Consider the following 21,382-nt stretch of genomic DNA (forward strand, 5'->3'; position numbering starts at 1 on the left):
GCGTCAGGCCCGGTCGTAGCCGGCGACGCGCCAGCCCGCCTCGGTGTCGACGACCGTGACCTGCAGGGTCAGCGCGTCCGTCGGCACGTCGACGGTGACCGACGCCGGGGAGACCTGCGTGGCCTGCGCCGCACCCGTCACCCGGGTCGCCGGGATGTTGGCCGGGTCGACGCCGGTGAGCGTGCCCACGTACTCCGGGGTGGTGTACGGGACGAGCGAGGCCACCCACTGCTGGTTGGTGGTGCCCTCCGGGTGGGTGGCCCAGGCGGTGGCCCAGTTCTGCGCCACCTGCAGCGCCTCGGGCGGGGCGGCGGAGAGCGGCAGCGTGGTCGGGGTCAGCGCCGCCACCGGCGGGAGGGCCGTCGGGGTCGGGGAGGCCGAGGCACGGGCGCCCGTCGTGGTGGTCGCGGCGCCGGACCGGCCGGGGGCCGGGTCCTGGGCGGGCGGGCGCAGCGCGCCGGCGGCGAGGCTGACCAGCACGGCCAGGCCCAGCACCACGACGACCGTGACCGCGAGGCGCAGCGGGGTGCGCAGGGGCCACGCCCACAGCGCCCGGTAGGCGGCCGCGCGCCCGCGCGGGGACCTAATCGGCATCGCGGCCGCTCCGGGCGGGGCGGTAGATGCGGTAGACCGGGACGCCGTCGACGAGCTCGGCGTCGACCGGGCGGGCCTGGACGGCGCGGGCCGCGCCGGCGTCGGACCGGCGGTAGATCACGCGCTCGTCGATCTCGCTCGGGTCGGTCCGGCCCGGCAACCCGCCGGTCGTCGCGGGGGTGGCCGACCCGCCCGCCGGCAGCGCCGGACGTCGTGCGGCGCCGAGGGCCGCGGCGTCGGCGACCTCGGCATGCCGGCGCGGCGTGCGGGCCCCCGGCCCGGCCGGTGTGACGGTGGCCTGCACCGGGGCGACCCGGGAGTACTCGGCCTCGGGGCGCACGGCGTCGGGGTCGGCGCCCGCGCCGGACGCCCGGCGCTCGTCCCACCAGCGCCCCTGCCGGTCCTCGGGGTCGGCCCCGCGGACCCGCTGCCACACCCGCGACATCGGCCCACCGCCGACCGCCGGCACGATGCCGCCGAACTGCTCCCGGGTCAGCGACACCATCGACACCAGCCGTCTGAAGGGTCGCGCGACGGCCCACAGCACCACCGTGACCACGCCCGTGACCAGCAGCGCGAGCCACAGGTCGATACCCGCGCCGGGCCGGAACAGCGACACCACCAGCAGCGCGTGCAGCCCGGCGAGCGCGCCCACGATGATCGTGTTGACGATGGCGGCGCCGGCCACCCGCAGCAACGCGGGCAGGATCTCCGGCTTCAGCACCGCCACCACGGCGATCGCGGGCGCGGTCATCACCATCAGCCGCAGCAGCAGCATCGCGACCAGCACCAGCACCTTCGACAGCAGCTGGAACAGCGCGATGCACGCGGCCTGCACCACCGAGAGCACGCCGACGCCCACCCTGCTGCCGGACTCGCCCTGGAAGTAGCTGTACCGGTCGCCCATCTGCCCGGCGAGCGTGGCGAAGTCGTTCTTCTTCTGCTCCGCCAGCTGCGGGGTGTCCTGCCCCTCGGCGACCTCGTTGATCGTGAACGTCGACGCCCGCAGCAGCGGCCGGCCGAGGTCCGTGGCCTGCGGGACGTCCGGCGAGCCGAAGTTGCCGCGCAGCCAGTTCGTGTAGATCACCTGGTCGACAAGCACGGTCGGCAGGGTGTCCCGGTCGCCCAGCCCGACCTGGGAGAGGAAGCCCTCCTGCATCTGCGTGACGCCGTCGAGCAGCAGCGTGTCCGCGGCCCGCGCCCAGTTCACCGGGGCGAGGTAGGCCGCGCCGGCGAGCATCAGGGCGCCGAGCGCGAAGGCCGCCCGCTGGGTCTGCCGGGCCAGGTCGCCGCGCAGCGCCAGGACCAGCAGGATCACCGCGAGGACCACCAGCGCGACGCCGATCCAGATCGTGAAGACCGAGTCGTACATGGCCCGGGTGGCCGAGGTGACGACGGCGTCCAACGGGTCGAGCAGCGCGCCGCCGTCCGCGATCAGGTAGTGCGCCCAGTTCACGCCGCCCACGGCGAACTTGGCGACGTTGAAGGTCTGGTTGCCCAGCCAGGTGTCCGTGGTCGTCGACGGGTTGAGGACGCCGCCGGCGCAGCCCAGGTCGTAGTTGTGCCAGGTCATCCCGGCGTAGCCGACCTCGCGGTACACCGAGCCGGGCTCGCCGCCGTCCGGCCGGGGCGGGTCCAGCGAGCCGACGAGGCCGGTGCCGGGCCGGTCCGGCTCCGGGCTCTGCTTGCAGTCGAAGCCCTGCGCGACGGCCGGGCTGCCGACGAGCGCGCTGCCCGCCACCACGGCCAGGACCACCAGGAGGGCGGCACCGCGACGCCGCCCGGGCACGCCGGCCCGCTCGCGGGCGCGCCGGCGGCGCACCGCGACCACCACGGCGGCGGCCAGGACCAGGAGCACCGCCAGGAGCCCCGTCATGCCCCCGGTCGACGCGGACGCCGCGGGGGTCACCGCCCGCCCTCGCCGGGGGCGCCCGACCGGGCGCGCTCGGCGGCGACGTCGCCGGGATCCTCGGTGACCGGGTGCCCGTTCGGGCCGTGGCCGTCGCCGGCCGGGTGCTCGCCGACCTGGTGCCCGCCGACCGAGGTCGGCTCCGCGATGTCCTCGTCGCCGAGGTCCGCCCAGCCCTCCTCCAGGTCGTCGAGCAGGTCGAGCTGCTCGTCGTCGAGGGAGTCGAGCTCCTCCGGCGAGCCGGGCACCACCTGGACGCCGGTGTCCCACCCCGGCCGTCCGGGGCCGACGCGCGTGGCCTCGCCGGTGCGGATCTCGGGGGCGGAGAGGTCGACGGGGTCCAGGTCCTCGTCCAGGTCGATCCCGCCCGGCGGCACGACCACCTGGCGCGCCCCGACGGGACGCGGCTCGTCGGGCGCCCGCCCGGAGTCCGCGGCCAGGACCGGCGCCCCGCTGACGGCGACCCGGCTGGCGTCGGGGTTGGTGTCGAGGGCCTCGCGGACGTGGTCGAGGTGCGGCGCCTCGAGGTCGATCCGGATCTTCTCGACGCCGCCGTGCCCGTCGGCGAACACGAACTGGCGCGGGGTGTCGTCCGGCCGGTCGTCGTGCCGCGGGCGCGGGGAGAGCGTGCTGAGCATCTGCTCGTAGCCGACGCCGGTGGGGACCCGCAGCAGGCGCAGCGCGTCCGTCTGGGCCTCCTCGTCGTCCGTGCGGCCGACGAACACGGCGTTGACCAGGGACGCGAAGCCGGAGACCCGCAGCAGGTCGCCGGCCAGCTGCGAGGCGAACAGCGCCCGGACGTTGAACTTGCGGGAGTCGCGGGCGAGCCGGTCGATGAGCACCTTGCCGGTGGGCACCTGGGACAGGAAGTGCGTCTCGTCGAGCGCGACACCCTTGCGCAGGTTCCGGTCGGCGTCGTAGATCGTCCGCTGGGTCAACCAGGAGGCCAGGTTGAGCAGCTCGACGGCCAGTGCCTCGTTGTCCGTCCACTCCTCGCGCGGGCTGCCCGGCCGCGGCAGCGTCATGCCCTGCATGGTGAGCACGGTCAGCCGGTAGTCGCGGTCGGCGGCCCACGGGTCGTCCCGGCTGGTGTCCGGGAACAGCAGCGCGGCCTGCGGGAGCTCGCGGCGCTCCTCGAGGAAGTCCGCGACCACCCCGGCGTGGTCCTCGCCCTCGCGCTGGTGCCGGCGCAGCGCGTCGATGACCAGCCCGGGGTGCCGGTCCGGGGCGCCGCCGACCTCGCGCACCGCGCGGAGCAGCACGATCCGGGTGTGCGGCAGCCGGGCGACGTCGTAGGGCAGCAGGCCGGTGAGCACGTCGAGCACCAGCCGCCGGCGGGTGGCCGCCGCCAGGGACCGCTCGCGGCGCCAGGAGCGCTCGGGGTCCTCGTCGTCCGCGAAGTGCTCGGGCCGCGGCTCGGCGACCACCCGGTAAGGGTTGAGGATGCCCGGGTCGGCGCGCAGCAGGTTGATGTGCCGGGAGAAGGACGCCAGCTCGGGCAGCCGGGTCAGCTCCGCCAGCGGGCCCGACGGGTCCAGCACCGTCCATCGTGCACCCGCGCGCAGTGTCTTGTAGACGATCAGGCCGGTGAGGAAGGACTTGCCGGACCCCAGCCCGCCGACGACGGCGGTGAGACCCGAGGCCCGCCGGACCTCCTGGGCGAGCCACGGGTCCCAGGCCACCGGCCGTCGGGTCGCCGTGCAGGTCTCGCCGAGCATGATCCCGCGCCGGTCGCCCACGCTGGCCGTGGCGGCGGGCACCGCGGCCGCCGCCCACGTCACCGACCCGCGACGGCGGTAGGCCGTGGACGCGAGCCCCTCGCCGGGGATGAACTCGCGGGCGTAGCGGTACTGCGCCTCCGGGTGCTCGATCTGCACCTTCGGCGAGTACAGGTCCAGCACCTGCTGGGCGCGCTGGATCGCCTCGGACTCGTCCGGCCCGGAGACGGCGATCCGCCACCAGCCGTACAGCCGGGTGTTGAGCTGGGTCAGGCCGCTGGTGAGCTCGTCCTCGACCTCGAGCACGCGGTCGGCCTGGCGGGCCAGCGACATCGGCGGCTCGAGGTCGTGGTCGTGGGTGTAGTGCCGGATCTGGCTGCGCACCTTGCCCATCTGGCGCTGCAGCTCGCCGGTCACCTCCTCCGGCCGGCGAACGTACATCCGCGCCGACCACTCCACGGGGAAGGGCAGCCGGTCCGAGTGCTGCATCCAGGGGTCGTCGATCTCCGGGATGCGCAGCCCCTCCATCAGGCCGAGCGAGAGCACCGCGACGTCCCGCGTGACGGTTTGCCCGCGCACGCGGCCGGTCACCTTCACCGTGGGCGCGTAGGGCTCCTGGTGCAGCTCCACACCGTCCGTGAAGGCGGCGAGATCCTCCTCGTCCCAGCGCGTCACGCCCACCGGCACGGACGACAGGCTGCGCGGCGCGGGCAGGCCGAGGGCGACCGAGCGGTGCATCAGCCAGGCCATGTCCGACGCCGACGCGGGCACGCCGTCCAGCCCCGAGCCCGCCACCAGCGCGTCGAGGTGGCTGAGCTCGGACTCCAGCGCGGACAGCTCGGCACGCACCGCCGCGGGGACGACCCTGCCCAGGACCGGCGCCGCGCGCTCGACCCAGCGGTCGATCATGCTGCGGCCGGACACCTCGACGCCGAGGAAGACCTCCTTGTCGCTCATGGACAGACCCATGAGGTGGCGCTGCTCGCCCTCCAGGAAGCCGTCCCAGCCCAGCGCGCCCGGCACGTCCGGCATGCGGCCGAGGGCGTTCTTGTCGAAGGACTCCGCCCACATGTGCACCGGGTAGGGGCGGGTGGTCACCCGCAGGTGCAGCCACCGGCCCTGCAGCTCGCCGAGCTGCGCGGCGATCTGCCGGATGAGGATCTCCCGCTGGCCGTCGCTGCGGAAGCTCCACGCCTGCGGGGAGAGCCGGTACCAGGCCATGACCTGGGTGGCGGTGCGCGTGACGTGCCCGTCGATGCTGCGCAACGCGATCGTGGGGCTGAACTTGGGGAGCTTGGACTCGCCCTGCAGGGCCCGGCCGGCGGGTCGGCGTCCGTCGCGGAAGGGATCGCGCTTCTCACGCGCGGCCACGGCCCGCCCCCTTCCACCCGTTCGCCGCCGATGTCCCCGTGCTCTTCCCCGTGCTCTTTCCCGTGCCCTCCCGCCGCTGGGCCGACGTGGCCCAGGGCTGCGGCGCGGCGGCCTTGCGCCCGATGCGGCGCGGTGCCTTCGGGACCGGCACCGGGGTGATGTCCCGCAGCTCGCGACGGGGTGCGGGCTCGTCCGCGGGTCGCGGATCCCGATCCGCCCGACGGGCCACGGGCTCGAGGACGGCCGGGTCCGGGGTCGGGGCGACCGCGGGCCGCGGCTCGGCCGCGGGTGCCGCCGGGTGGCGTGGCCGGGGCAGGGCCCGGTGGGTCCGGACGTGCGCGAACCGGACCGGCCCGCCGGCCCCGTGCCGCCGTCTCCGCGGCCCCGTCACCTCGTGCCGGAACAGCTCCGCCACCTGGCTCAGCGGGCGCTCGTAGTCGATCTTCTTCCCGAGGAACCGGGTGGCGACCACGGTGAGCACGAGCGCCCACGCCACGGAGAAGAAGTCCAGCCCGATGCCGATGCGGCGCTGCACGAACATGATCACGATCATCACGAGGAGGCCGACACCGTAGGAGACGTACCGCGCGCGCCACGGGAAGGTCGCGCGCGGCGGACCCAGCCAGACGGAGTCGACCCGGTAGACCTCGTCGTCGGTGCGGACCAGCACGGCTAACCGGTGATCAGGCTGGCGAGGAAGCTGCCGACCTCCGGCCCGTTGCCGGACACGGCGATGCCCAGCGCGACGAGGCCGACGAGGAGCCCGACGCTGCGGCGGGCCACGCCGGCGTTGTCACCCTTGCCGCCGATCCACAACAGGATGATGGCGATGCCCAGCAGGATGAGCGGGACGATGTTGTCCTGGATCCACCCCTGCAGGCCGTTCGTGGTGAGGTTCTGGGCGTACCAGAGGGTGCGGGCCCCTGGTCCGGTCATCAGTCGTCTCCTGCCGTGATCGAGCGGGCACCCTGCGTGCGGGAAAGGGGGAGCACGGGCCGCCAGCGGACCAGGGTAGCCACGATGGCCGGAATACCTGGAGTGACCACGCCAAGGCCACCCGTTCGCACGTGTTCCGGCGCGCCGAACGGCACCCGTTCGCCCCAGACCTCCCACCGACGGTGAAGCGACGACCGCCGACCGGGTGAGCGGCCCTCCGCCGCCGACGGTCCGTCACCGCTGGTCCAGCACAGTGGGCCGCCGCCCGGGCCTGCGGTGATTCCGCTCTCAGAAGGCTACCCTGACCTCGCCGCCCTGACCGGGGGACGGACGGTTGCGGAGCGCGTCCGACCAGCCCGATCGTCGCAGCGTGACGTGCCCGTCACAGGGCACGGGCCCACTCCGGTGACCTATTCTCCCGCTCACGCGATTGTCGTCGCGGACCGCAACGAGGCCGTTCAGGTTGCTACTCGTCAGTAACCACGCGTATAGCCTTCTTGCCGGGACCACGACAGGGAGGTTCGTCCACATGACCTGGGTGCAGTACGTGCTCGGCATCGTCACGGTGTTGTCCGCCGTGGTGGCCGTGGCGCTGGTGTGGCGCACGGTGGCGAGCATGGTGAGCATCATCCGCCTGGGCCAGCCCGACGGGACGCGCAACGGCCCGTTCGGGCCGCGGTTCGCCACCATGCTCAAGGAGACCCTGGGCCACACCCGGATGCTCAAGTGGAGCCATGTCGGGGTGTTCCACTGGCTGGTGATGGTCGGCTTCGGCGGGCTGTTCCTGGCGCTGATCGAGGCGTTCGTCGAGGTGTGGAACCCGACCTGGCACCTGCCGCTGATCGGCGAGTGGGGCCCGTACTCGCTGTGGGTGGAGATCCTCGGCGTGGGCACCGTGGTCGGCATCCTCCCGCTGATCGTCTACCGGCAGGTGCGCCACCCGCGCCGGCTCGGCCGGGCGTCGCGGTTCTACGGCTCGTACATGGGCCGGGCCTACTTCGTCGAGGCCATCGTGTTCCTCGAGGGCGTGGGCATCCTGGTGGTGCGCGCCTCGAAGATGGCCCTGGGCGCGTTCGACGCCCCCGGCTGGTCGACCTTCGTCTCCGGCCCGCTGTCCACGATCTTGCCCGGCAGCCCCACGCTGATCTCGGTGTTCGCCGCGGTCAAGGTGCTCTCCGCGACGCTGTGGCTGATCGTGATCGCCGCCAAGCCCACCATGGGGGTGGCCTGGCACCGGTTCACCGCGTTCCCGAACATCTACTTCAAGCGCGAGGACGACGGGCGCAAGGCGCTCGGCAACGTCAAGCCGATGACCAGCCAGGGCAAGGTGCTGGACCTGGAGGAGGCCGACCCGGACACCGACACCTTCGGCGCCGGCAAGGTCGAGGACTTCACCTGGAAGGGCCTGCTGGACTTCACCACCTGCACCGAGTGCGGCCGCTGCCAGTCCCAGTGCCCGGCGTGGAACACGGAGAAGCCGCTCTCGCCGAAGCTGCTGGTCAACGCCCTGCGTGACCACGCCTACGCCAAGGCCCCCTACCTGCTCGCCGGCGGGCGCAAGGACATGACCGGCGACGAGGTCGGCATCACCGGCGACGACGCCGAGGCCCGCCTGGCCGCGATCCCCGAGACCGCGGTCAAGGAGGCCGAGCGTCCGCTCGTCGGCGGCGAGGACGTGCTGGGCGTCATCGACCCGGACATCCTGTGGTCCTGCACCACCTGCGGGGCGTGCGTGGAGCAGTGCCCGGTCGACATCGAGCACGTCGACCACATCGTCGACATGCGCCGCTACCAGGTCATGATCGAGACCGAGTTCCCCACCGAGCTGTCCGGGCTGTTCAAGAACCTGGAGAACAAGGGCAACCCCTGGGGCTCCAACCAGAAGGACCGGCTGGCCTGGACCCAGGACCTGCCCTTCGAGGTCCCGGTGTTCGACGGCGAGCTCTCCCCGGACACCGAGTACATCTTCTGGGTCGGCTGCGCCGGCGCGTTCGACGACAACGCCAAGAAGACCACCCGCGCCACCGCCGAGCTGCTGCACCGGGCCGGGGTGAACTACGTGGTCCTGGGCACCGAGGAGACCTGCACCGGGGACCCGGCGCGGCGCGCGGGCAACGAGTTCCTGTTCCAGATGATGGCCCAGCAGACCGCCGAGATGCTCAACGCGGTGTTCGAGGGCCGCGAGCCGGGCACCCGCAAGATGGTCACCACCTGCCCGCACTGCCTCAACTCGCTCTCCCGCGAGTACCCGCAGCTCGACGGGCACTACGAGGTCATCCACCACACCCAGCTGCTCAACAAGCTGGTCCGCACCGGCAAGCTCGTCCCGGTCGCCGACCCGGACGCGTCGAAGAAGGTCACCTACCACGACCCGTGCTACTTGGGCCGGCACAACGAGGTCTACGAGGAGCCCCGCGAGCTGGTCTCCGCGGTCGGCACGCTGACCGAGATGCCCCGGCACGGCGACCGCTCCATGTGCTGCGGCGCCGGCGGGGCGCGGATGTGGATGGAGGAGCGGATCGGGCAGCGGATCAACGTCACCCGCACCACCGAGGCGCTCGAGACCCTCTCGCCCGCCGGTGGCGACGGCGCCGCCGCGAACACCGCCGCCGCGGCCGGCACGATCGCGGTCGGCTGCCCGTTCTGCCGCACCATGATCGGCGACGGGCTGACCCAGAAGCAGGCCGGTGGCGAGGGCGGGCAGGTCCAGGTCCAGGACGTCGCCCAGATGCTGCTCGCGTCCGTCCGGCGCGGCGACTCGAAGGTCCCCACGCCGGCCGACACCGAGGCCACCGAGGGCGACGTCGAGCAGACGACTGCCGCCCCGCTCACCGAGAACACCCCGGCGGGGGCCGCGGACTCCGGCGCCGCCAACGTCTCCACCTCCTCGGAGGCCGCGGCCGAGACGGTGAAGCCGGCCGAGGCGCCGGGCGACGCGGTCGCGACCAAGGCCGAGGCGGTCGAGCCCGGGGCGAAGGAAGGCCCGGACGCCGACAAGTCCGAGGTCACGACCGGGATGAACGACGCCGCGGTCGAGGGCTCCACCAAGAAGCCCGTGGCGGAGACGCCCGCCGAGACCGCGGGGCCGGAGGAAGGGCCGACCGGGTCGACGGAGGCCTCGAAGTCGGAGGTGGGCACCAACGGCTCGGCCCCGAAGCCGGAGACGAACGGGCACGCCCGGTCGGACGCCTCCTCGGGCACCGGCGAGAAGGGCGAGTCCGGCTCCTGACGCAGTCCCGCACCCGGCCCCGCGAGTCCGCTCGCGGGGCCGGTGCCGTTCTCGGGGCCGGTGGCGTGGTGGGAGTCCGGCCGGATGGCGGGATGACTCGCCCGTGATCGGCCCTGCGGTTCCTCACGGCCGCCGATGGCCGCGCTGCACCGCACGCGATGACCACTGCGTCTCGTAGAACACCGACGGAGCCGTGCTCGCTCCTGCGGTACACCACGGCCGCCAGTAGCCGCGATGCACCGCAGGTAGTGATCACCACGTCTCGTGGAGCACCGGCGGCGCCGTGATCGGCTCCTGCGTTACGCCGCGGCCGCCGGTAGCCGCGCTGTACCGCGTGCGGTGATCACCGCGTCCGTGGGAGCGCTCCGTAGGCGGCAGCTCGCGAAGCACCGCCGCAGCCCGACCCGCGGAAGCCCACAGCCCGACTCGCGGAAGCACGGAGCGCGACTCGCGGAAGCCCACAGCGCGACTCGCGGCCCGCCCGGTGGGTTCGGCCGTGATCTCGCCTTGCCGTTCGTGGGTGGCGATGGTCGCTCCGGCAGCTGTCGGCACTCGCGGAGTCAGGGGCAGGGGCGGAAGCTCGCGACCCGCCAGGTGGCCTTGGCGGTGTTGTCCGTGCGCACGACCTCGACCGTGCCGAGGGCGGGGACGGCCCGGCCCCAGGCGGTGGTGCAGCCGTCGAGGGCGACGACCGTGCCCGGCGGCGGGACCGGGGTCGGCGACGTCGAGGCGCGGGGGGCGGCGGTCGGGCTGTCCGCCGGGACCCGGCCGGCGGCGGCCCTGACGCCCGCGGCGCAGTCGGCCGCGCCCGTGGCCCGGGTCAGCTGGGTCTGCGCCGCCGGGTCCAGGAGCCGGCAGACGGCCTCGGGATCGGCCGGCGTGAGCCCCTCGCCGAGCTTGGTCAGGACGAGGTCGGGGCGGTCGTAGCCGAAGCCCTGCCGCATCTGCGTCCCGGCCTGCTGCGCGATCTGGGCCTCCTGGTCGCGGACCTCGGCGGCGCGGAACTGGTGGCCCACGAACGACACCGCGCACAGCGCGGCCCCGACGGCGGCGAGCTGCCACCGCGGCAGGCGCAGCAGGCCGGCGACCAGCACGCCGATGCTCGCGGCGAAGGCCCAGGACCAGGGGTTGCCGGCCGTCTCGTGGACGAGCCCGGCCAGCAGCGCGACCCCGGCGACGTGCCAGGTCCAGCCCTTGAGCAGTCGGTCCAGGCGCAGCAGCGACAGCAGTACGAGGACCACGAGTCCGGCCGCGACCGGCACCCACCAGCGGGCCTGGTCGTCGAACGCCACGAAGAGGAACAGCAGCGCCGCGGCGACCACGATGCCGAGGCCGATCGCCCCGCGCCAGCTCCACGGGCGGAACCTGCGCACGGCCGACGCGCCCGGAGCCCGGGTCCCGCGCTCTTCCCGGTCGGTTCCGCGGGCAGAGCGCGACGTGCTCCTCTCCCACCGGTCGTCCGGTGCGCGCCGGTCCTCCCGGACCCGCTCGCCGTCGCCCCGCTCAGCTCGGTCCTGCTCGTGTCGGTCCCGCTCGGCCCGGTGACGATCGTGCTCGGCGCGGCTCTGTGCCGGAGGGTCCTGCTCGAGCCACTCCAGGGCGGCGGCCCACTCCTGTTCGGGCCGGTTCCGGTCACCGGCGTCCCGCCGCTCCGGAGCCTCTTCGGTCCGCCGGACGACCTGCGCCCCGGACCGTGCGCGCTCGTCCTCAGCGCCCACGGGATCGCCGTGGACACGCGTCTCCTCGGAGCCCGCCGTAGACCGCGGGGAAGGCGCGTGCCGCCCACTGCGCCACGCCCCCGTCCCGGCGGACGGGTCGGGGCGGGGTGCGGGGTCGCGGCGCTCCATCGCGGTCCAGCCTAGCGAGCCGACGCGCCAGGTAGCGGTCTCACAACCAGCCGTGGTCGCGCGCCCGCTCCAACGCCTCCATCCGGGTCGCGACGCCGAGCTTCTGCATCGCCGAGGACAGGTAGTTGCGGACCGTGCCGGCCGACAGGTGCACCCGCCGGGCGATGTCGCTCGCCGTGCCCGCCGGCCCCACCTGCCCGACGCTGCGCAGGACCTGCAGCTCCCGTTCGGTGAGCGGGCAGTCCTCGGCGGTCAGGGCGGTCATGGCGAGGTCGGGGTCGACGTACCGCCCGCCACCGTGCACCCGTCGGATCACGTCGGCGAGCTGCGAGGCCGGCGCGCTCTTGGTCACGAACCCCGAAGCACCGGCCGCCAGCGCCCGCCGCAGCACCCCGGGCCGGGCGTGACGGGTGAGGATGATGCAGCGGACGCCGGGCGCGTGGGTCCGGACCCAGTGGGCGACCTCGGCGCCGTCGAGGCCGGGCATCTCGACGTCGAGCACCGCGACGTCGGGTTCCTGCGCGGCGATCGCCGCCACCGCCTCGTCGCCCGAGGCCGCCTCGCCGACCACGGTCAGGTCGGGTTCGAGGTTCAGCAGTGCACCGACGGCCCCGCGGGTGAGCGACTCGTCGTCCGCGAGGACCAGCCGGATCACCGGCCGCCCCCGAGGACGGCCTCGAGCCGGTAGCCGCCCCGACCGTCGGAGCCGGCGGTGAGCCGCCCGGCGTGCTCCTCCAGGTAGCGCTCCAGCCCGGCGAGGCCGGTGCCCGCGCCGTCGCCGGGGCCGGACACGCCGTCGTTGCACACGACCAACCGGTCCGGTGCGATCTCGATCGTGCAGCGGCTGGGCTGGGCGTGCCGCAGGACGTTGGTCATGGCCTCGCGGAGCACCCGGCCGAGGACGTTGCGCACGGCCGGCGCGACCGACGCCGGGTCGCCGTGCACCTCGAGGGCCACCCCGGCCGACCCGAGCACTGCCCGGGCCCCGGCGAGCTCGACGGCGAGGTCGGTGTCCCGGGTGCTCCGGACCAGGGCCCTGACCTCGGTCAGCGACTCGCGCGCCACCCGTTGGACCTCGTCCATCTCCGTCCGCGCGCGGGCCGGGTCGACCTCGAGCAGCCGGGCGGCCAGCTCGCTCTTGAAGGCGACGACCTCGAGCGCGTGCCCGAGGATGTCGTGCAGGTCGTCGGCGAGCCGGAGCCGCTCGCGGGCGGTGGCGAGCTCGGCGGCGGTGCGGCGCGAGTCGTCGAGGTCGGTGACGGCCTTGAACCACCAGAGCCGCTCGACGTCCAGGCACCACATGCTCGCCACGTAGAACCCGGCAATCCCGGCCGCGTACCACGGGGAGACCGGGAGATCGGCCTGGGTGACGCGGCCGACGGCGTACGTCAGCCCGAGCACCAGCACAGCGGACGCCACCACCCACAGGGCGATGACCCGCGCGCGCCGACCCGCGACGACGTCGCCCAGCAGGATCCCGGCGACCAGCGCCCACGTCCACCCGGCCCAGGACGACGCGACCCCGACCAGCGTGATCGCCAGGCCCAGCACACAGGCGGCGACCACGAACACGGGCCGGGCCGGGGTGCCGAGCGACCGCACGTACTGCCGGATCCGGATCAGGTGCAGGACGATCGACGCCAGGTACAGCGGCACGAGCGCCGCCAGCCAGGCCGGGTCGGGCAGCCCGGTCCACACGACGAACGCCGGCACGAGCAGCAGCCAGCCGACGGTCATGACCAGCCCGATCCGGCTGAACCGGCGGGCGGCCCGGACCTGCCGCTCCTCGGCGGCGAGCCGTCCCGTCGGCGCGGCAGCGAACCGCCCCGTCGGCGCGGCGGCGAACCGGCCGGTCGATGCTGCGGCGAGCCACCCGGTCGGCCCTGCGGCGAACCGCCCCGTCGACCCCGCGGCGCACCGCCCGGTCGGAGCGGCGCCGAGCCCCTTCGGCCCGGGTGTCGGCGGGCGGTCGGTCGTCACAGGACGACCGTATCCGAGCGACGGGCCCCGGTTCCGGCCTGCGGCGGGAGGCATGACAGCTGTCATGGCCGCCGGTGCGGGGTGTCAGCGGGACCGGTGATGCGCGGTCCTACCGCGGGGGTGCGGCGGCCGGGCACCGTGGTGGTCATGACGGAGACGGTGAGCGAGCCGGCGGTGACCGGCACGGGGGGACGCGACACGGCGATCCGGGTGCGGGGGCTGCGCGTGCGGTACGGGGCGTTCGAGGCCGTCCGGGGGGTCGACCTCGAGGTCCTGCGCGGCGAGGTGTTCGCGCTGCTGGGCACCAACGGCGCGGGCAAGACGACCACGCTCGAGGTGCTGGAGGGGTTCCAGCGGCGCAGCGGGGGCGAGGTGTCGGTGCTCGGCCTCGACCCGGGCGGCGAGCGGGACCGGCTGCGCGCCCGGATGGGGATCCAGCTGCAGGAGGGCGGGTTCGTCGAGGAGCTGACGGTCCGGGAGACGCTCGAGCTGTGGGGGAGGCTGGCGGTCCGGCCCGACCGGCCCGACCGGCTGCTCGAGCGCTTCGACCTCGTGCACCGCCGGGACGTCCGGGTGGGGGCCCTGTCCGGCGGGGAGAAGCGGCGTCTCGACCTGGCGACGGCGGTGTGGGGCTCGCCCGAGCTGGTCGTCCTCGACGAGCCGACCACCGGGCTGGACCCGGGGTCCCGGCGCCGCACGTGGGACGCGATCCAGGAGCTGCAGGAGGCCGGCCGCACGGTCGTCCTCACCACGCACTACCTGGAGGAGGCCGAGGCGCTGGCCGATCGCGTCGCGATCATGCACGAGGGGCGGCTGGCGGTGTCCGGCACGCTCGAGCAGATCCTCGCGAGCCGGCCCGCCGGGTTCTCGGCGACGCTGCCCGAGGGCGTCACCCCGCCGGACGGTGTGGAGCTGGAGGGCCGGACGGTCCGGCTGGCCACCACGGACCTGCAGCGCGACCTCACCGCGTTCCTGACCTGGGCGGCCGACCGCGGGGTGCGGCTGTCCGACCTGCGGGCCGCGCCGGCGTCGCTCGCCGACATCTACCACTCGATCCGTTCGGACTCGGAGACGGACGGCACGGTCGAGGACGCCGCGTCGCGTACGGCGTCGCACCGGAAGGAGGCGTGATGGACCGCATCACCGCGCTGGTCTCGTCCGAGCTGAGGCTGATCCTGCGCAACCGGACGACGCTGACGTCCGTCCTGGTCGTCCCGCTCGGCCTCGGCGTGTTCCTGACCTTCAGCCAGATCGGGTCGCCGGCCTACGTCGTCGCGATGCAGCTGATCTTCGCGCTCGGCATGGGCGTGTACGTCGGCGGGACGCAGACGCTGGTCGCGCGCCGACAGTCCCGCGTGCTCAAGCGGTTCCGGACCAGCGGGATCTCCGACACCGGGCTGCTCGTCGGGACCGTCGGGCCCGCGGCCGTGCTCGCCCTGGGGCAGCTGGTGCTGTTCGGGCTGTTCGACGTCGTCGCCGGCCTTCCCGTGCCCACCGCGCCGCTCGCGCTGCCGCTCGCCGTGGTGGGCGGGCTCGCGCTGGTCTCGACGGCGGCGCTCGCGACCTCGATCGTGACGCCGACGGCCGAGCGCGCGCAGATCACCACCCTGCCGCTGTTCTTCGTGATGGTCGCCGCCGCCGTGATCATCGCGGTGCTGCCCGCGGGCGGCTGGCTCGACGCGCTGGCCCTGCTGCCCGGCGGCGCGCTCGGTGCGCTGAGCCGGATCGCCTACGGGGCGCCCTGGTCGCCGTACGTTCTGGTCTCGCTGGTCGTGTGGCCGGTGCTCTTCGGCTGGCTGGCCACGCGGAACTTCCGCTGGGACGCGCGGGTGGCCGTGGCCTGAGGTCAGCGCCGGGTGTCGGCGCGGTGGAAGTTCTTCCACGCGCGCGAGGGCGTCGGGCCCCGCTGCCCCTGGTAGCGGGAGCCGACGCCCTCGCTGCCGTAGGGCCGCTCCGCCGGGCTGGACAGCCGGAACAGGCACAGCTGGCCGATCTTCATGCCCGGCCAGAGCGTGATCGGCAGGTTCGCGACGTTCGACAGCTCGAGCGTGATGTGGCCGGTGAAGCCGGGGTCGATGAACCCGGCCGTGGAGTGGGTGAGCAGGCCCAGCCGGCCGAGGCTCGACTTGCCCTCGAGCCGCCCGGCCAGGTCGTCCGGCAGGGCGACCTGCTCGAACGTCGACCCCAGGACGAACTCCCCGGGGTGCAGCACGAAGCTGTCCCCCTCCGGCGTCTCGACCGGCGTGGTCAGCTCGTCCTGCTGGATCGACGGGTCGATGTGCGTGTAGCGGGAGTTCTGGAAGACCCGGAAGAAGCGGTCCAGCCGCACGTCGATGCTCGACGGCTGCAGCATCGCCTCGTCCCACGGGTCCAGCCCGAGGCGCCCGGACTCGAGCTCCTTGCGCAGGTCGCGGTCGGACAGCAGCACCGGGGAGCCCTCCTCTGGTCGGCGAAGGCAAACCCTAGGCGACCTGACGGACGCCACAGCCGGGAGGGTGGATCGAGGCCGCGAGCGGGATGCTAGAGTCGCTCTCACGCACTGCGGATGTAGTTCAATGGTAGAACATCAGCTTCCCAAGCTGAATACGCGGGTTCGATTCCCGTCATCCGCTCTCATGACGAAGGCCCAGCTCAGTCGGTGTCCACACCGGAGCTGGGCCTTCGTCGTCACCGGGCTCCGGTGGCGCCGCGCGCCCCCTGGGCACCGCCGCCGCTGTCGTCTGGGCAGTGCCCCCGCCGGGGGTGGGCAGCGCTCGCCGACGCGGGCGGTCCCGCCGGTCCGCGACCCTCGTCGCGTCCAGCACCGACCCCGGAGGGCACCGTGTCCACTCCCGCCCGCTTCACCCCCGCCCGGTACCTCGACCCGTCGCGGACCGTCCAGGGCGCGACCGATCGTTTCGACTGCCCCGACCTCGCCAGCCTCGACCGGCACCTCGACCGGCTGCGCCGCCGCATCGCCCGCGACGGCGGCCGGACCTCCGCCGCCGTCGAGACCTGCCGCGCCGACATCGACCGGCTGCTCGACCGCCGCCGCTGGCTCACCCTGCCGGTGGTCGATCCGGTGGCTGCGTGACCGGCGTGCCGGCGGGCACGATGGCCTGATGGCCCACCTGCGCCCCTACACCGCCGAGGACCGCGACGCCGTGGTCGCGCTGTCGCTGCGGGCATGGGAACCCGTGTTCGCGTCGATGCGGCGGGTGCTGGCCGGGTCGGGGGTGTACGAGGCCTTCTACCCGGACTGGCGGCGCGCCCAGGCCGAGGCCGTCGCCCGGGCCTGCACCGAGCTGGAGGCCTGGGTGGCCGAGGTCGACGGCCGGGTCGCCGGGTTCGTCGCCCTGCACTCGCTCGACGAGACGACCGGGGAGATCCACATGGTCGCCGTCGATCCCGAGCTGCAGCGGCACGGCGTCGGCAGGGCCCTCACCGAGCACGCGACGACGCGACTGCGCGCGCGGGGCAGCACGGTCGCGATGGTCGAGACCGGCGGCGACCCGGGGCACGCGCCGGCCCGGGCCCTGTACGAGGACTGCGGCTACACACCGCTGCCCTCGGTGCGGTACTTCCGCACCCTGTGAGGCAGCAGCACGACGGCATCGCCTGCGGGGCCCCGGCGGGGCGGCGCCTGCGCCCCGTGGACCTCGCGCGAGCCGCGGGCATCTCGACGCAGCAGGTCCGCAACCACGAGGCCGCCGGGGTGCTGCCCCCGGTCCCGCGCACCGCGTCGGGCTACCGGACCTACGACGAGGCCCACCTCCGGGCGCTGCTCGCCTACCGGGCGCTGGCCGCGGGCCACGGCTCCCCGACCGCGACGGCCGTGATGCTCGCGGTGCACGCCGGCGACACCGCCCGGGCCTTCCGGCTGCTCGACGAGAGCCATGCGGGCCTGCACGGTCAGCGGCTGGCGACGGACGAGGCCGCCGCCGCGCTGGAGGCGCTCGCCGGCGCGGAACCGCAGGCGCCGCCGGGGCCGCCCCTCTCGGTCGGCGAGCTCGCCCGGCGGCTGGGGGTGCGGCCGTCGGCGCTGCGGGTGTGGGAGGCCGCGGGGCTGCTCGCGCCGCACCGCGAGCGGGTCGGGCGCGCTCGCCGGTACGGGGCGGCCGACATCCGCGACGCACAGATCGTCCGGCTGCTCCGGCAGGGCCACTACCCGTTCGCGCGGATCCGTCCGGTGCTCGACGGGCTGCACCGCACCGGCGGCCCCGAGGCGCTGCGGGCCGCCGTGGCCGAGCGGCGGGCGGCCCACGACGCCCGGGCGCGGGCGATGCTCCGCGGCGCCGCGCGCCTGCACGACTTCCTGGAGCTGGGCGGGACGTGACGGCTCAGGGCAGGCGCGCGGCCAGCCCGTCCAGCACGCCGACGTACGAGTCGGGGACCCGGACGTCGAGCACGGTCCCGTCGAGCCGGAAGTCGAAGAAGGAGCAGCAGGAGCTCTCCCGCGCGGCCAGGTCCGCGGCGTCGGCGACGCGGTCCGGCCGCAGCATGAGCCGCAGGTGGCGGGCGTCGACGCGGACCGAGCCGGTGACGCCGGCGGACAGGAGCTCGTCGAACTCCGCCACCCGCAGCGGTCGTTCGGCGGTCGGCAGCGTGCAGGCGTCGGGAACCCAGCTGGTCATGCCACCACGGTAGGCGCGGCGCGCGGCCGATGAGTTCCCCTGCGCCGGGCGGTCGGAGGAGGGACATCGACACACGGGAGGACGGCACCCATGCGCGAGATCGTGGTCTCCGAGTTCGTGACGCTCGACGGCGTGATGGAGGCACCCGGCGGCGAGCCGACGCACCCGCACACGAACTGGGTCCCCGGGTACGCCACGCCCGAGTTCTTCGAGTTCAAGTACCGGGAGGTCGTCGAGGCGGGCGCGCTCCTGCTCGGCAGGACGACCTACGAGAGCTTCGTCGGCGCCTGGCCGCAGCGTGAGGGCGACTTCGCCGAGCGGATGACGGAGCTGCCCAAGTACGTCGCCACCTCGCGCCCCGAGGAGCTGACCTGGAACGCGCGCCCCCTGGTGGGCGACGTCGTCGACGCGGTCGGCGGGCTCAGGAAGGGGGACGGCGGACCGCTGCTGGTCAACGGCAGCGCCACGCTCGTGCGCACCCTGCTCGCCGCCGGGCTGGTCGACGAGCTGCGGCTGCAGGTGTTCCCGGTCGTGATCGGCGGCGGCCTGCGGTTCTGGCCGGAGGACCGGGGCAAGGTCTCCCTGCACCTGGCCGACGTCACGCGCTACGGGGACGTCCTGGTCCAGACCTACCGCGCCTGACCGGCGGCGGGCCGCGCGTCGTGGAGGGGACGGGCCTCAGGCCGGGGTGTGCGCGGCCAGGAACTCGGCGACTGCCTTCTGCGCCATCGGGATGCTGTCCGGGTCCTTCCAGGTCTCGAGCAACGACGCGTTGGGCGCGAGCCGGGCCAGGGTCCGCGAGGCGGCCTGCGGGTGGAACTCGTCGTCGCCCATGAGCACGAGGATCGGGTTCGCGAAGCGCTCGACGTCCGCGTCGGAGACGCTCCACAGCACGTCGTCGCCGCCGTAGAGGTTGTCCCGGAACCCGGCGAGGTCCTCCTCGGGCACCTCGCGCTCCCGGCCCCAGCCCTCGACCATCTCGTGGAACCGCCCGCGGTTGCCGGCCAGGCCGATCGGCTGCAGCGCGACGGCGGCCGCGATCCGGTCCGGCGCCGTGCGGAGCAGGTTCGCGATGAACGCGCCGCCGATGCACATGCCCATGACGTGTGCCCGCTCGACGCCGGCGTGGTCGAGCACGGCGAGCTGGTCGGCGGTGTAGGTGTCCCAGCCGTCCGAGCCGGAGACCGGGGCCGAGGAGCCCCCGCCGGCGTTGCGCTGGTCCATCGCGATGACCCGGTAGAGCGGCGCGAGCTCGTCGACCGGGTTCCACGGGGCGCGCTGCCAGGCGTCGATCGTCGACCGCAGCCCGCCGGGGGCCAGCAGGAGCACGGGGAAGCCGGAGCCGTGCTCCTCGTAGTGCAGCGTGGCGCCGTCACGGGTGAAGGTCGGCATCGGTGCTCCTCTCGCTCAGCGGACGTGCCGGCGCCGACGATGCCCTGTCGTCTGGACCGGCGCATTCGCGAGGGCCACCACGCCGGCGACCGCCACCACGAGGCCCGCCGCGAACGGGATCAGCCACCCGTGCCGGATCGGGTCGCCGAGCAGCACGATGCCCACGAGGCCGGGCACGATCACCTCGGTCACCGAGAACACCGCCGTGACCCCCGAGAGGCTGCCGATCGTCAGCGCGCGCGAGTAGGTGGTGATCCCGACGACCCAGAAGAGCCCGATCAGGTAGGTCGCGGGCTGCCCGGCGAGCTGGCCGACGTCGAAGCCGGAGTCCGGCTGGACGTGCACCGCCCGGACGGCGAGCGAGGTGCCGCCGAAGCCCAGCCCCGCGATCAACGCGAGGGGCCACGCGGCGGTCAGCCGCCAGACCCCGATCGCCGCGACGGCCAGCGCCGCGACCGCCGAGACCAGCACGACGATCGCGGTGCCGGAGAAGTCCGCGGGCGCCTCACCGCCCGCGGAGCCCGCAACCACGCCGAGCCCCAGGACGCAGGCCCCGACGCCCAACCGGTCCACCACCCGCAGCCGGACGCCGTAGATCCCCCACGTCGCGACGGCCGTCAGGGCGATGGACAGGCCGAGCGCGGCCTGCACCGCGAAGACCGGCAGGTGCCGCAGCGCCACCACCGTGCAGATCCAGCCGAGCCCGTCGACCACCAGGCCGAACACGTACAGCGGGCGCAGGGCCAGGTGGGTGCGGGAGGTGCTCTGCTGTGCCGCCGCCGACTGCAAGAGCCCCGCCCCGCTGTTCAGGACGGTCGCGCAGAACGCGAACAGCAGGCCGGTCAGCACGGATGAACGCCTCGGGCCACCTCACCACCGTGGCACGGCGGCGGACGGCCGGCAGCTCACGCCCGGGTGTGGTCCACCTCGACGACCCCGCGCGGGGCCGGGACCTCGAAGAAGCCGCTCATCAGCCCGCCGGGGACCGGGGCCTCCTCGTAACGGGCGGCACGGACCTCCTGCAGACGCGCCCGGGGCTTCTCGGACAGGTGCACGAACAGCAGGACGAACGCGGTTCCGACGAGCGCGGGGATCCCGATCAGCAGCACCGGCCACCCGAAGGCGAGATACGCGACGACGACCGCCGCGGCCTCGAGACCGATCACCAACCCTGCCAGCCGACCCACTACGGCTCCCTCCTCGTGCTCGTCCCGTGCGCCTCGTCCGCGACGCCGCACACGACTATCGGTCGCGGGCGCGAGGACGTCACGCCGAGTACGGGAGCCGAGACGCAACCGAGACCCGGATCGGGTGACGGTCAGCGCAGGACGACTGCCGGCCACCCGGACGACACCGCCCCGGCACGGCGTGGAGCCCGATGCCGGCGACCGACGGCACCTCAGGCGGTCGTACCGACCGGGGCGGCGCTGGTCGGCGGGGCGGGGGCGGCGCTGCTGGTCGGGGCGCCGTCGGTCGCGGGGGGCGTGCTGCCGGTGCCCGTTCCCGCGCCGGTCCCCGTCCCGCTGCCCGAGCCCGCGCCGGTGCCGCCACCCGTGTCGCCGGTGCCGCTGCCCGTTCCGGTCCCGGTCCCGGTCCCGGTCCCGGTGCCGGTCCCCGTGTCACCGCCGGTGCCGGTCCCGGTGTCGCCGGGGGTGGGCTCGGCGGGGCTCGACGGGTCCGGAGCCGGAGCAGCGGGGCCAGGAGCAGCGGGGCCAGGAGCAGCGGGGCCGGGCGCGGCCTGGCCGGGCGCGGCCTGGCCGGGCGCGGCCTGGCCGGGCGCGGCCTGGCCGGGC

The 21,382-nt window shown here is 74.7% G+C and carries 21 protein-coding genes and 1 tRNA gene; 8 read left to right on the top strand and 14 right to left on the bottom strand.

Annotated features, from left to right (window positions below):
* Positions 1-3: 3 nt before the first annotated feature.
* From ABD990_RS33110 to ABD990_RS33130, 5 genes are read right to left on the bottom strand one after another with little or no spacing between them, the layout of a single operon-like run.
* Positions 4-594, bottom strand: coding sequence for a hypothetical protein (locus tag ABD990_RS33110; protein WP_345384760.1), 591 nt, complete (start codon positions 592-594; stop codon positions 4-6).
* Entirely contained in the window at positions 584-2,470 is a 1,887-nt protein-coding gene (locus tag ABD990_RS33115; protein ID WP_345384761.1) for a hypothetical protein, read from the bottom strand. Before ABD990_RS33115 ends, ABD990_RS33110 begins: the two co-directional genes overlap by 11 nt.
* A gap of 29 nt (positions 2,471-2,499) precedes the next feature.
* Positions 2,500-5,592 carry an ATP-binding protein gene (locus ABD990_RS33120; RefSeq protein WP_345384762.1) on the bottom strand — a complete coding sequence of 1,031 codons (3,093 nt, stop codon included), beginning with the start codon at positions 5,590-5,592 and terminating at the stop codon, positions 2,500-2,502.
* Positions 5,579-6,262: a hypothetical protein gene (locus ABD990_RS33125; protein ID WP_345384763.1), complete on the bottom strand. Its 684-nt coding sequence runs from the start codon at positions 6,260-6,262 to the stop codon at positions 5,579-5,581. Before ABD990_RS33125 ends, ABD990_RS33120 begins: the two co-directional genes overlap by 14 nt.
* Before the next feature lie 2 nt (positions 6,263-6,264).
* Positions 6,265-6,528, bottom strand: coding sequence for a hypothetical protein (locus ABD990_RS33130; protein WP_345384764.1), 264 nt, complete (start codon positions 6,526-6,528; stop codon positions 6,265-6,267).
* 529 nt (positions 6,529-7,057) lie between these two features.
* On the opposite strand from ABD990_RS33130, the gene ABD990_RS33135 reads away from it, so the two are divergent.
* Entirely contained in the window at positions 7,058-9,757 is a 2,700-nt protein-coding gene (locus ABD990_RS33135) for a heterodisulfide reductase-related iron-sulfur binding cluster (RefSeq protein WP_345384765.1), read from the top strand.
* 560 nt (positions 9,758-10,317) lie between these two features.
* On the opposite strand, the gene ABD990_RS33140 is transcribed toward ABD990_RS33135, so the two are convergent.
* From ABD990_RS33140 to ABD990_RS33150, 3 genes are all read right to left on the bottom strand, one after another.
* Positions 10,318-11,130, bottom strand: coding sequence for a hypothetical protein (locus ABD990_RS33140; protein ID WP_345384766.1), 813 nt, complete (start codon positions 11,128-11,130; stop codon positions 10,318-10,320).
* Positions 11,131-11,644: 514 nt separating this feature from the next.
* Positions 11,645-12,259 carry a response regulator transcription factor gene (locus ABD990_RS33145; RefSeq protein ID WP_345384767.1) on the bottom strand — a complete coding sequence of 205 codons (615 nt, stop codon included), beginning with the start codon at positions 12,257-12,259 and terminating at the stop codon, positions 11,645-11,647.
* A complete protein-coding gene (locus ABD990_RS33150) occupies positions 12,256-13,584 on the bottom strand; it encodes a sensor histidine kinase (protein WP_345384768.1) in 1,329 nt (442 codons plus the stop codon). Before ABD990_RS33150 ends, ABD990_RS33145 begins: the two co-directional genes overlap by 4 nt.
* 147 nt (positions 13,585-13,731) lie before the next feature.
* Between ABD990_RS33150 and ABD990_RS33155 the strand changes: the two genes are divergently transcribed.
* Positions 13,732-14,715, top strand: coding sequence for an ABC transporter ATP-binding protein (locus ABD990_RS33155; RefSeq protein WP_345384769.1), 984 nt, complete (start codon positions 13,732-13,734; stop codon positions 14,713-14,715).
* On the top strand, positions 14,715-15,428 hold the full coding sequence (locus tag ABD990_RS33160; protein ID WP_345384770.1) for an ABC transporter permease: 714 nt from the start codon (positions 14,715-14,717) through the stop codon (positions 15,426-15,428). The genes ABD990_RS33155 and ABD990_RS33160 overlap by 1 nt, the downstream gene beginning before the upstream one ends.
* Before the next feature lie 2 nt (positions 15,429-15,430).
* On the opposite strand, the gene dcd is transcribed toward ABD990_RS33160, so the two are convergent.
* Entirely contained in the window at positions 15,431-16,012 is a 582-nt protein-coding gene (dcd, locus tag ABD990_RS33165; protein WP_345384771.1) for a dCTP deaminase, read from the bottom strand.
* A gap of 113 nt (positions 16,013-16,125) precedes the next feature.
* On the opposite strand from dcd, the gene ABD990_RS33170 reads away from it, so the two are divergent.
* From ABD990_RS33170 to ABD990_RS33185, 4 genes are all read left to right on the top strand, one after another.
* Positions 16,126-16,196: transfer RNA gene (locus ABD990_RS33170), tRNA-Gly, on the top strand.
* Between the two features lie 209 nt (positions 16,197-16,405).
* Positions 16,406-16,657 carry a hypothetical protein gene (locus tag ABD990_RS33175; protein WP_345384772.1) on the top strand — a complete coding sequence of 84 codons (252 nt, stop codon included), beginning with the start codon at positions 16,406-16,408 and terminating at the stop codon, positions 16,655-16,657.
* Positions 16,658-16,685: 28 nt separating this feature from the next.
* Complete coding sequence (locus ABD990_RS33180) at positions 16,686-17,159, top strand: GNAT family N-acetyltransferase (RefSeq protein ID WP_345384773.1); 474 nt, start codon at positions 16,686-16,688, stop codon at positions 17,157-17,159.
* Positions 17,156-17,899: a MerR family transcriptional regulator gene (locus ABD990_RS33185; RefSeq protein ID WP_345384774.1), complete on the top strand. Its 744-nt coding sequence runs from the start codon at positions 17,156-17,158 to the stop codon at positions 17,897-17,899. The genes ABD990_RS33180 and ABD990_RS33185 overlap by 4 nt, the downstream gene beginning before the upstream one ends.
* A 4-nt stretch (positions 17,900-17,903) precedes the next feature.
* Here the strand turns inward: ABD990_RS33185 and ABD990_RS33190 are convergent, their stop codons facing one another.
* Positions 17,904-18,197 (bottom strand): hypothetical protein, encoded by a 294-nt coding sequence (locus tag ABD990_RS33190; RefSeq protein ID WP_345384775.1) that lies wholly within the window; start codon positions 18,195-18,197, stop codon positions 17,904-17,906.
* A 90-nt stretch (positions 18,198-18,287) separates the two neighbouring features.
* Between ABD990_RS33190 and ABD990_RS33195 the strand changes: the two genes are divergently transcribed.
* A complete protein-coding gene (locus tag ABD990_RS33195; protein WP_345384776.1) occupies positions 18,288-18,839 on the top strand; it encodes a dihydrofolate reductase family protein in 552 nt (183 codons plus the stop codon).
* A gap of 36 nt (positions 18,840-18,875) precedes the next feature.
* Here the strand turns inward: ABD990_RS33195 and ABD990_RS33200 are convergent, their stop codons facing one another.
* From ABD990_RS33200 to ABD990_RS33215, 4 genes are all read right to left on the bottom strand, one after another.
* On the bottom strand, positions 18,876-19,589 hold the full coding sequence (locus tag ABD990_RS33200) for an alpha/beta fold hydrolase (RefSeq protein WP_345384777.1): 714 nt from the start codon (positions 19,587-19,589) through the stop codon (positions 18,876-18,878).
* Between the two features lie 15 nt (positions 19,590-19,604).
* Entirely contained in the window at positions 19,605-20,438 is an 834-nt protein-coding gene (locus ABD990_RS33205) for a hypothetical protein (protein ID WP_345384778.1), read from the bottom strand.
* 56 nt (positions 20,439-20,494) lie between these two features.
* A complete protein-coding gene (locus ABD990_RS33210; protein WP_345384779.1) occupies positions 20,495-20,776 on the bottom strand; it encodes a hypothetical protein in 282 nt (93 codons plus the stop codon).
* Positions 20,777-20,988: 212 nt separating this feature from the next.
* Positions 20,989-21,382 (bottom strand): hypothetical protein (locus ABD990_RS33215; RefSeq protein ID WP_345384780.1); only part of this gene is annotated, 394 nt, incomplete at its 5' end.

The organism is Pseudonocardia yuanmonensis (assembly GCF_039542425.1).
Lineage (GTDB): Bacteria > Actinomycetota > Actinomycetes > Mycobacteriales > Pseudonocardiaceae > Pseudonocardia > Pseudonocardia yuanmonensis.

Coding starts and splice junctions, on each gene's coding strand:
- ABD990_RS33110 (WP_345384760.1), bottom strand. CDS start 594: ATGCCGATTAGGTCCCCGCGCGGGCGCGCGGCCGCCTACCGGGCGCTG.
- ABD990_RS33160 (WP_345384770.1), top strand. CDS start 14,715: ATGGACCGCATCACCGCGCTGGTCTCGTCCGAGCTGAGGCTGATCCTG.
- ABD990_RS33195 (WP_345384776.1), top strand. CDS start 18,288: ATGCGCGAGATCGTGGTCTCCGAGTTCGTGACGCTCGACGGCGTGATG.
- ABD990_RS33180 (WP_345384773.1), top strand. CDS start 16,686: ATGGCCCACCTGCGCCCCTACACCGCCGAGGACCGCGACGCCGTGGTC.
- ABD990_RS33155 (WP_345384769.1), top strand. CDS start 13,732: ATGACGGAGACGGTGAGCGAGCCGGCGGTGACCGGCACGGGGGGACGC.
- ABD990_RS33130 (WP_345384764.1), bottom strand. CDS start 6,528: ATGACCGGACCAGGGGCCCGCACCCTCTGGTACGCCCAGAACCTCACC.
- ABD990_RS33190 (WP_345384775.1), bottom strand. CDS start 18,197: ATGACCAGCTGGGTTCCCGACGCCTGCACGCTGCCGACCGCCGAACGA.
- ABD990_RS33200 (WP_345384777.1), bottom strand. CDS start 19,589: ATGCCGACCTTCACCCGTGACGGCGCCACGCTGCACTACGAGGAGCAC.
- ABD990_RS33115 (WP_345384761.1), bottom strand. CDS start 2,470: ATGACGGGGCTCCTGGCGGTGCTCCTGGTCCTGGCCGCCGCCGTGGTG.
- ABD990_RS33135 (WP_345384765.1), top strand. CDS start 7,058: ATGACCTGGGTGCAGTACGTGCTCGGCATCGTCACGGTGTTGTCCGCC.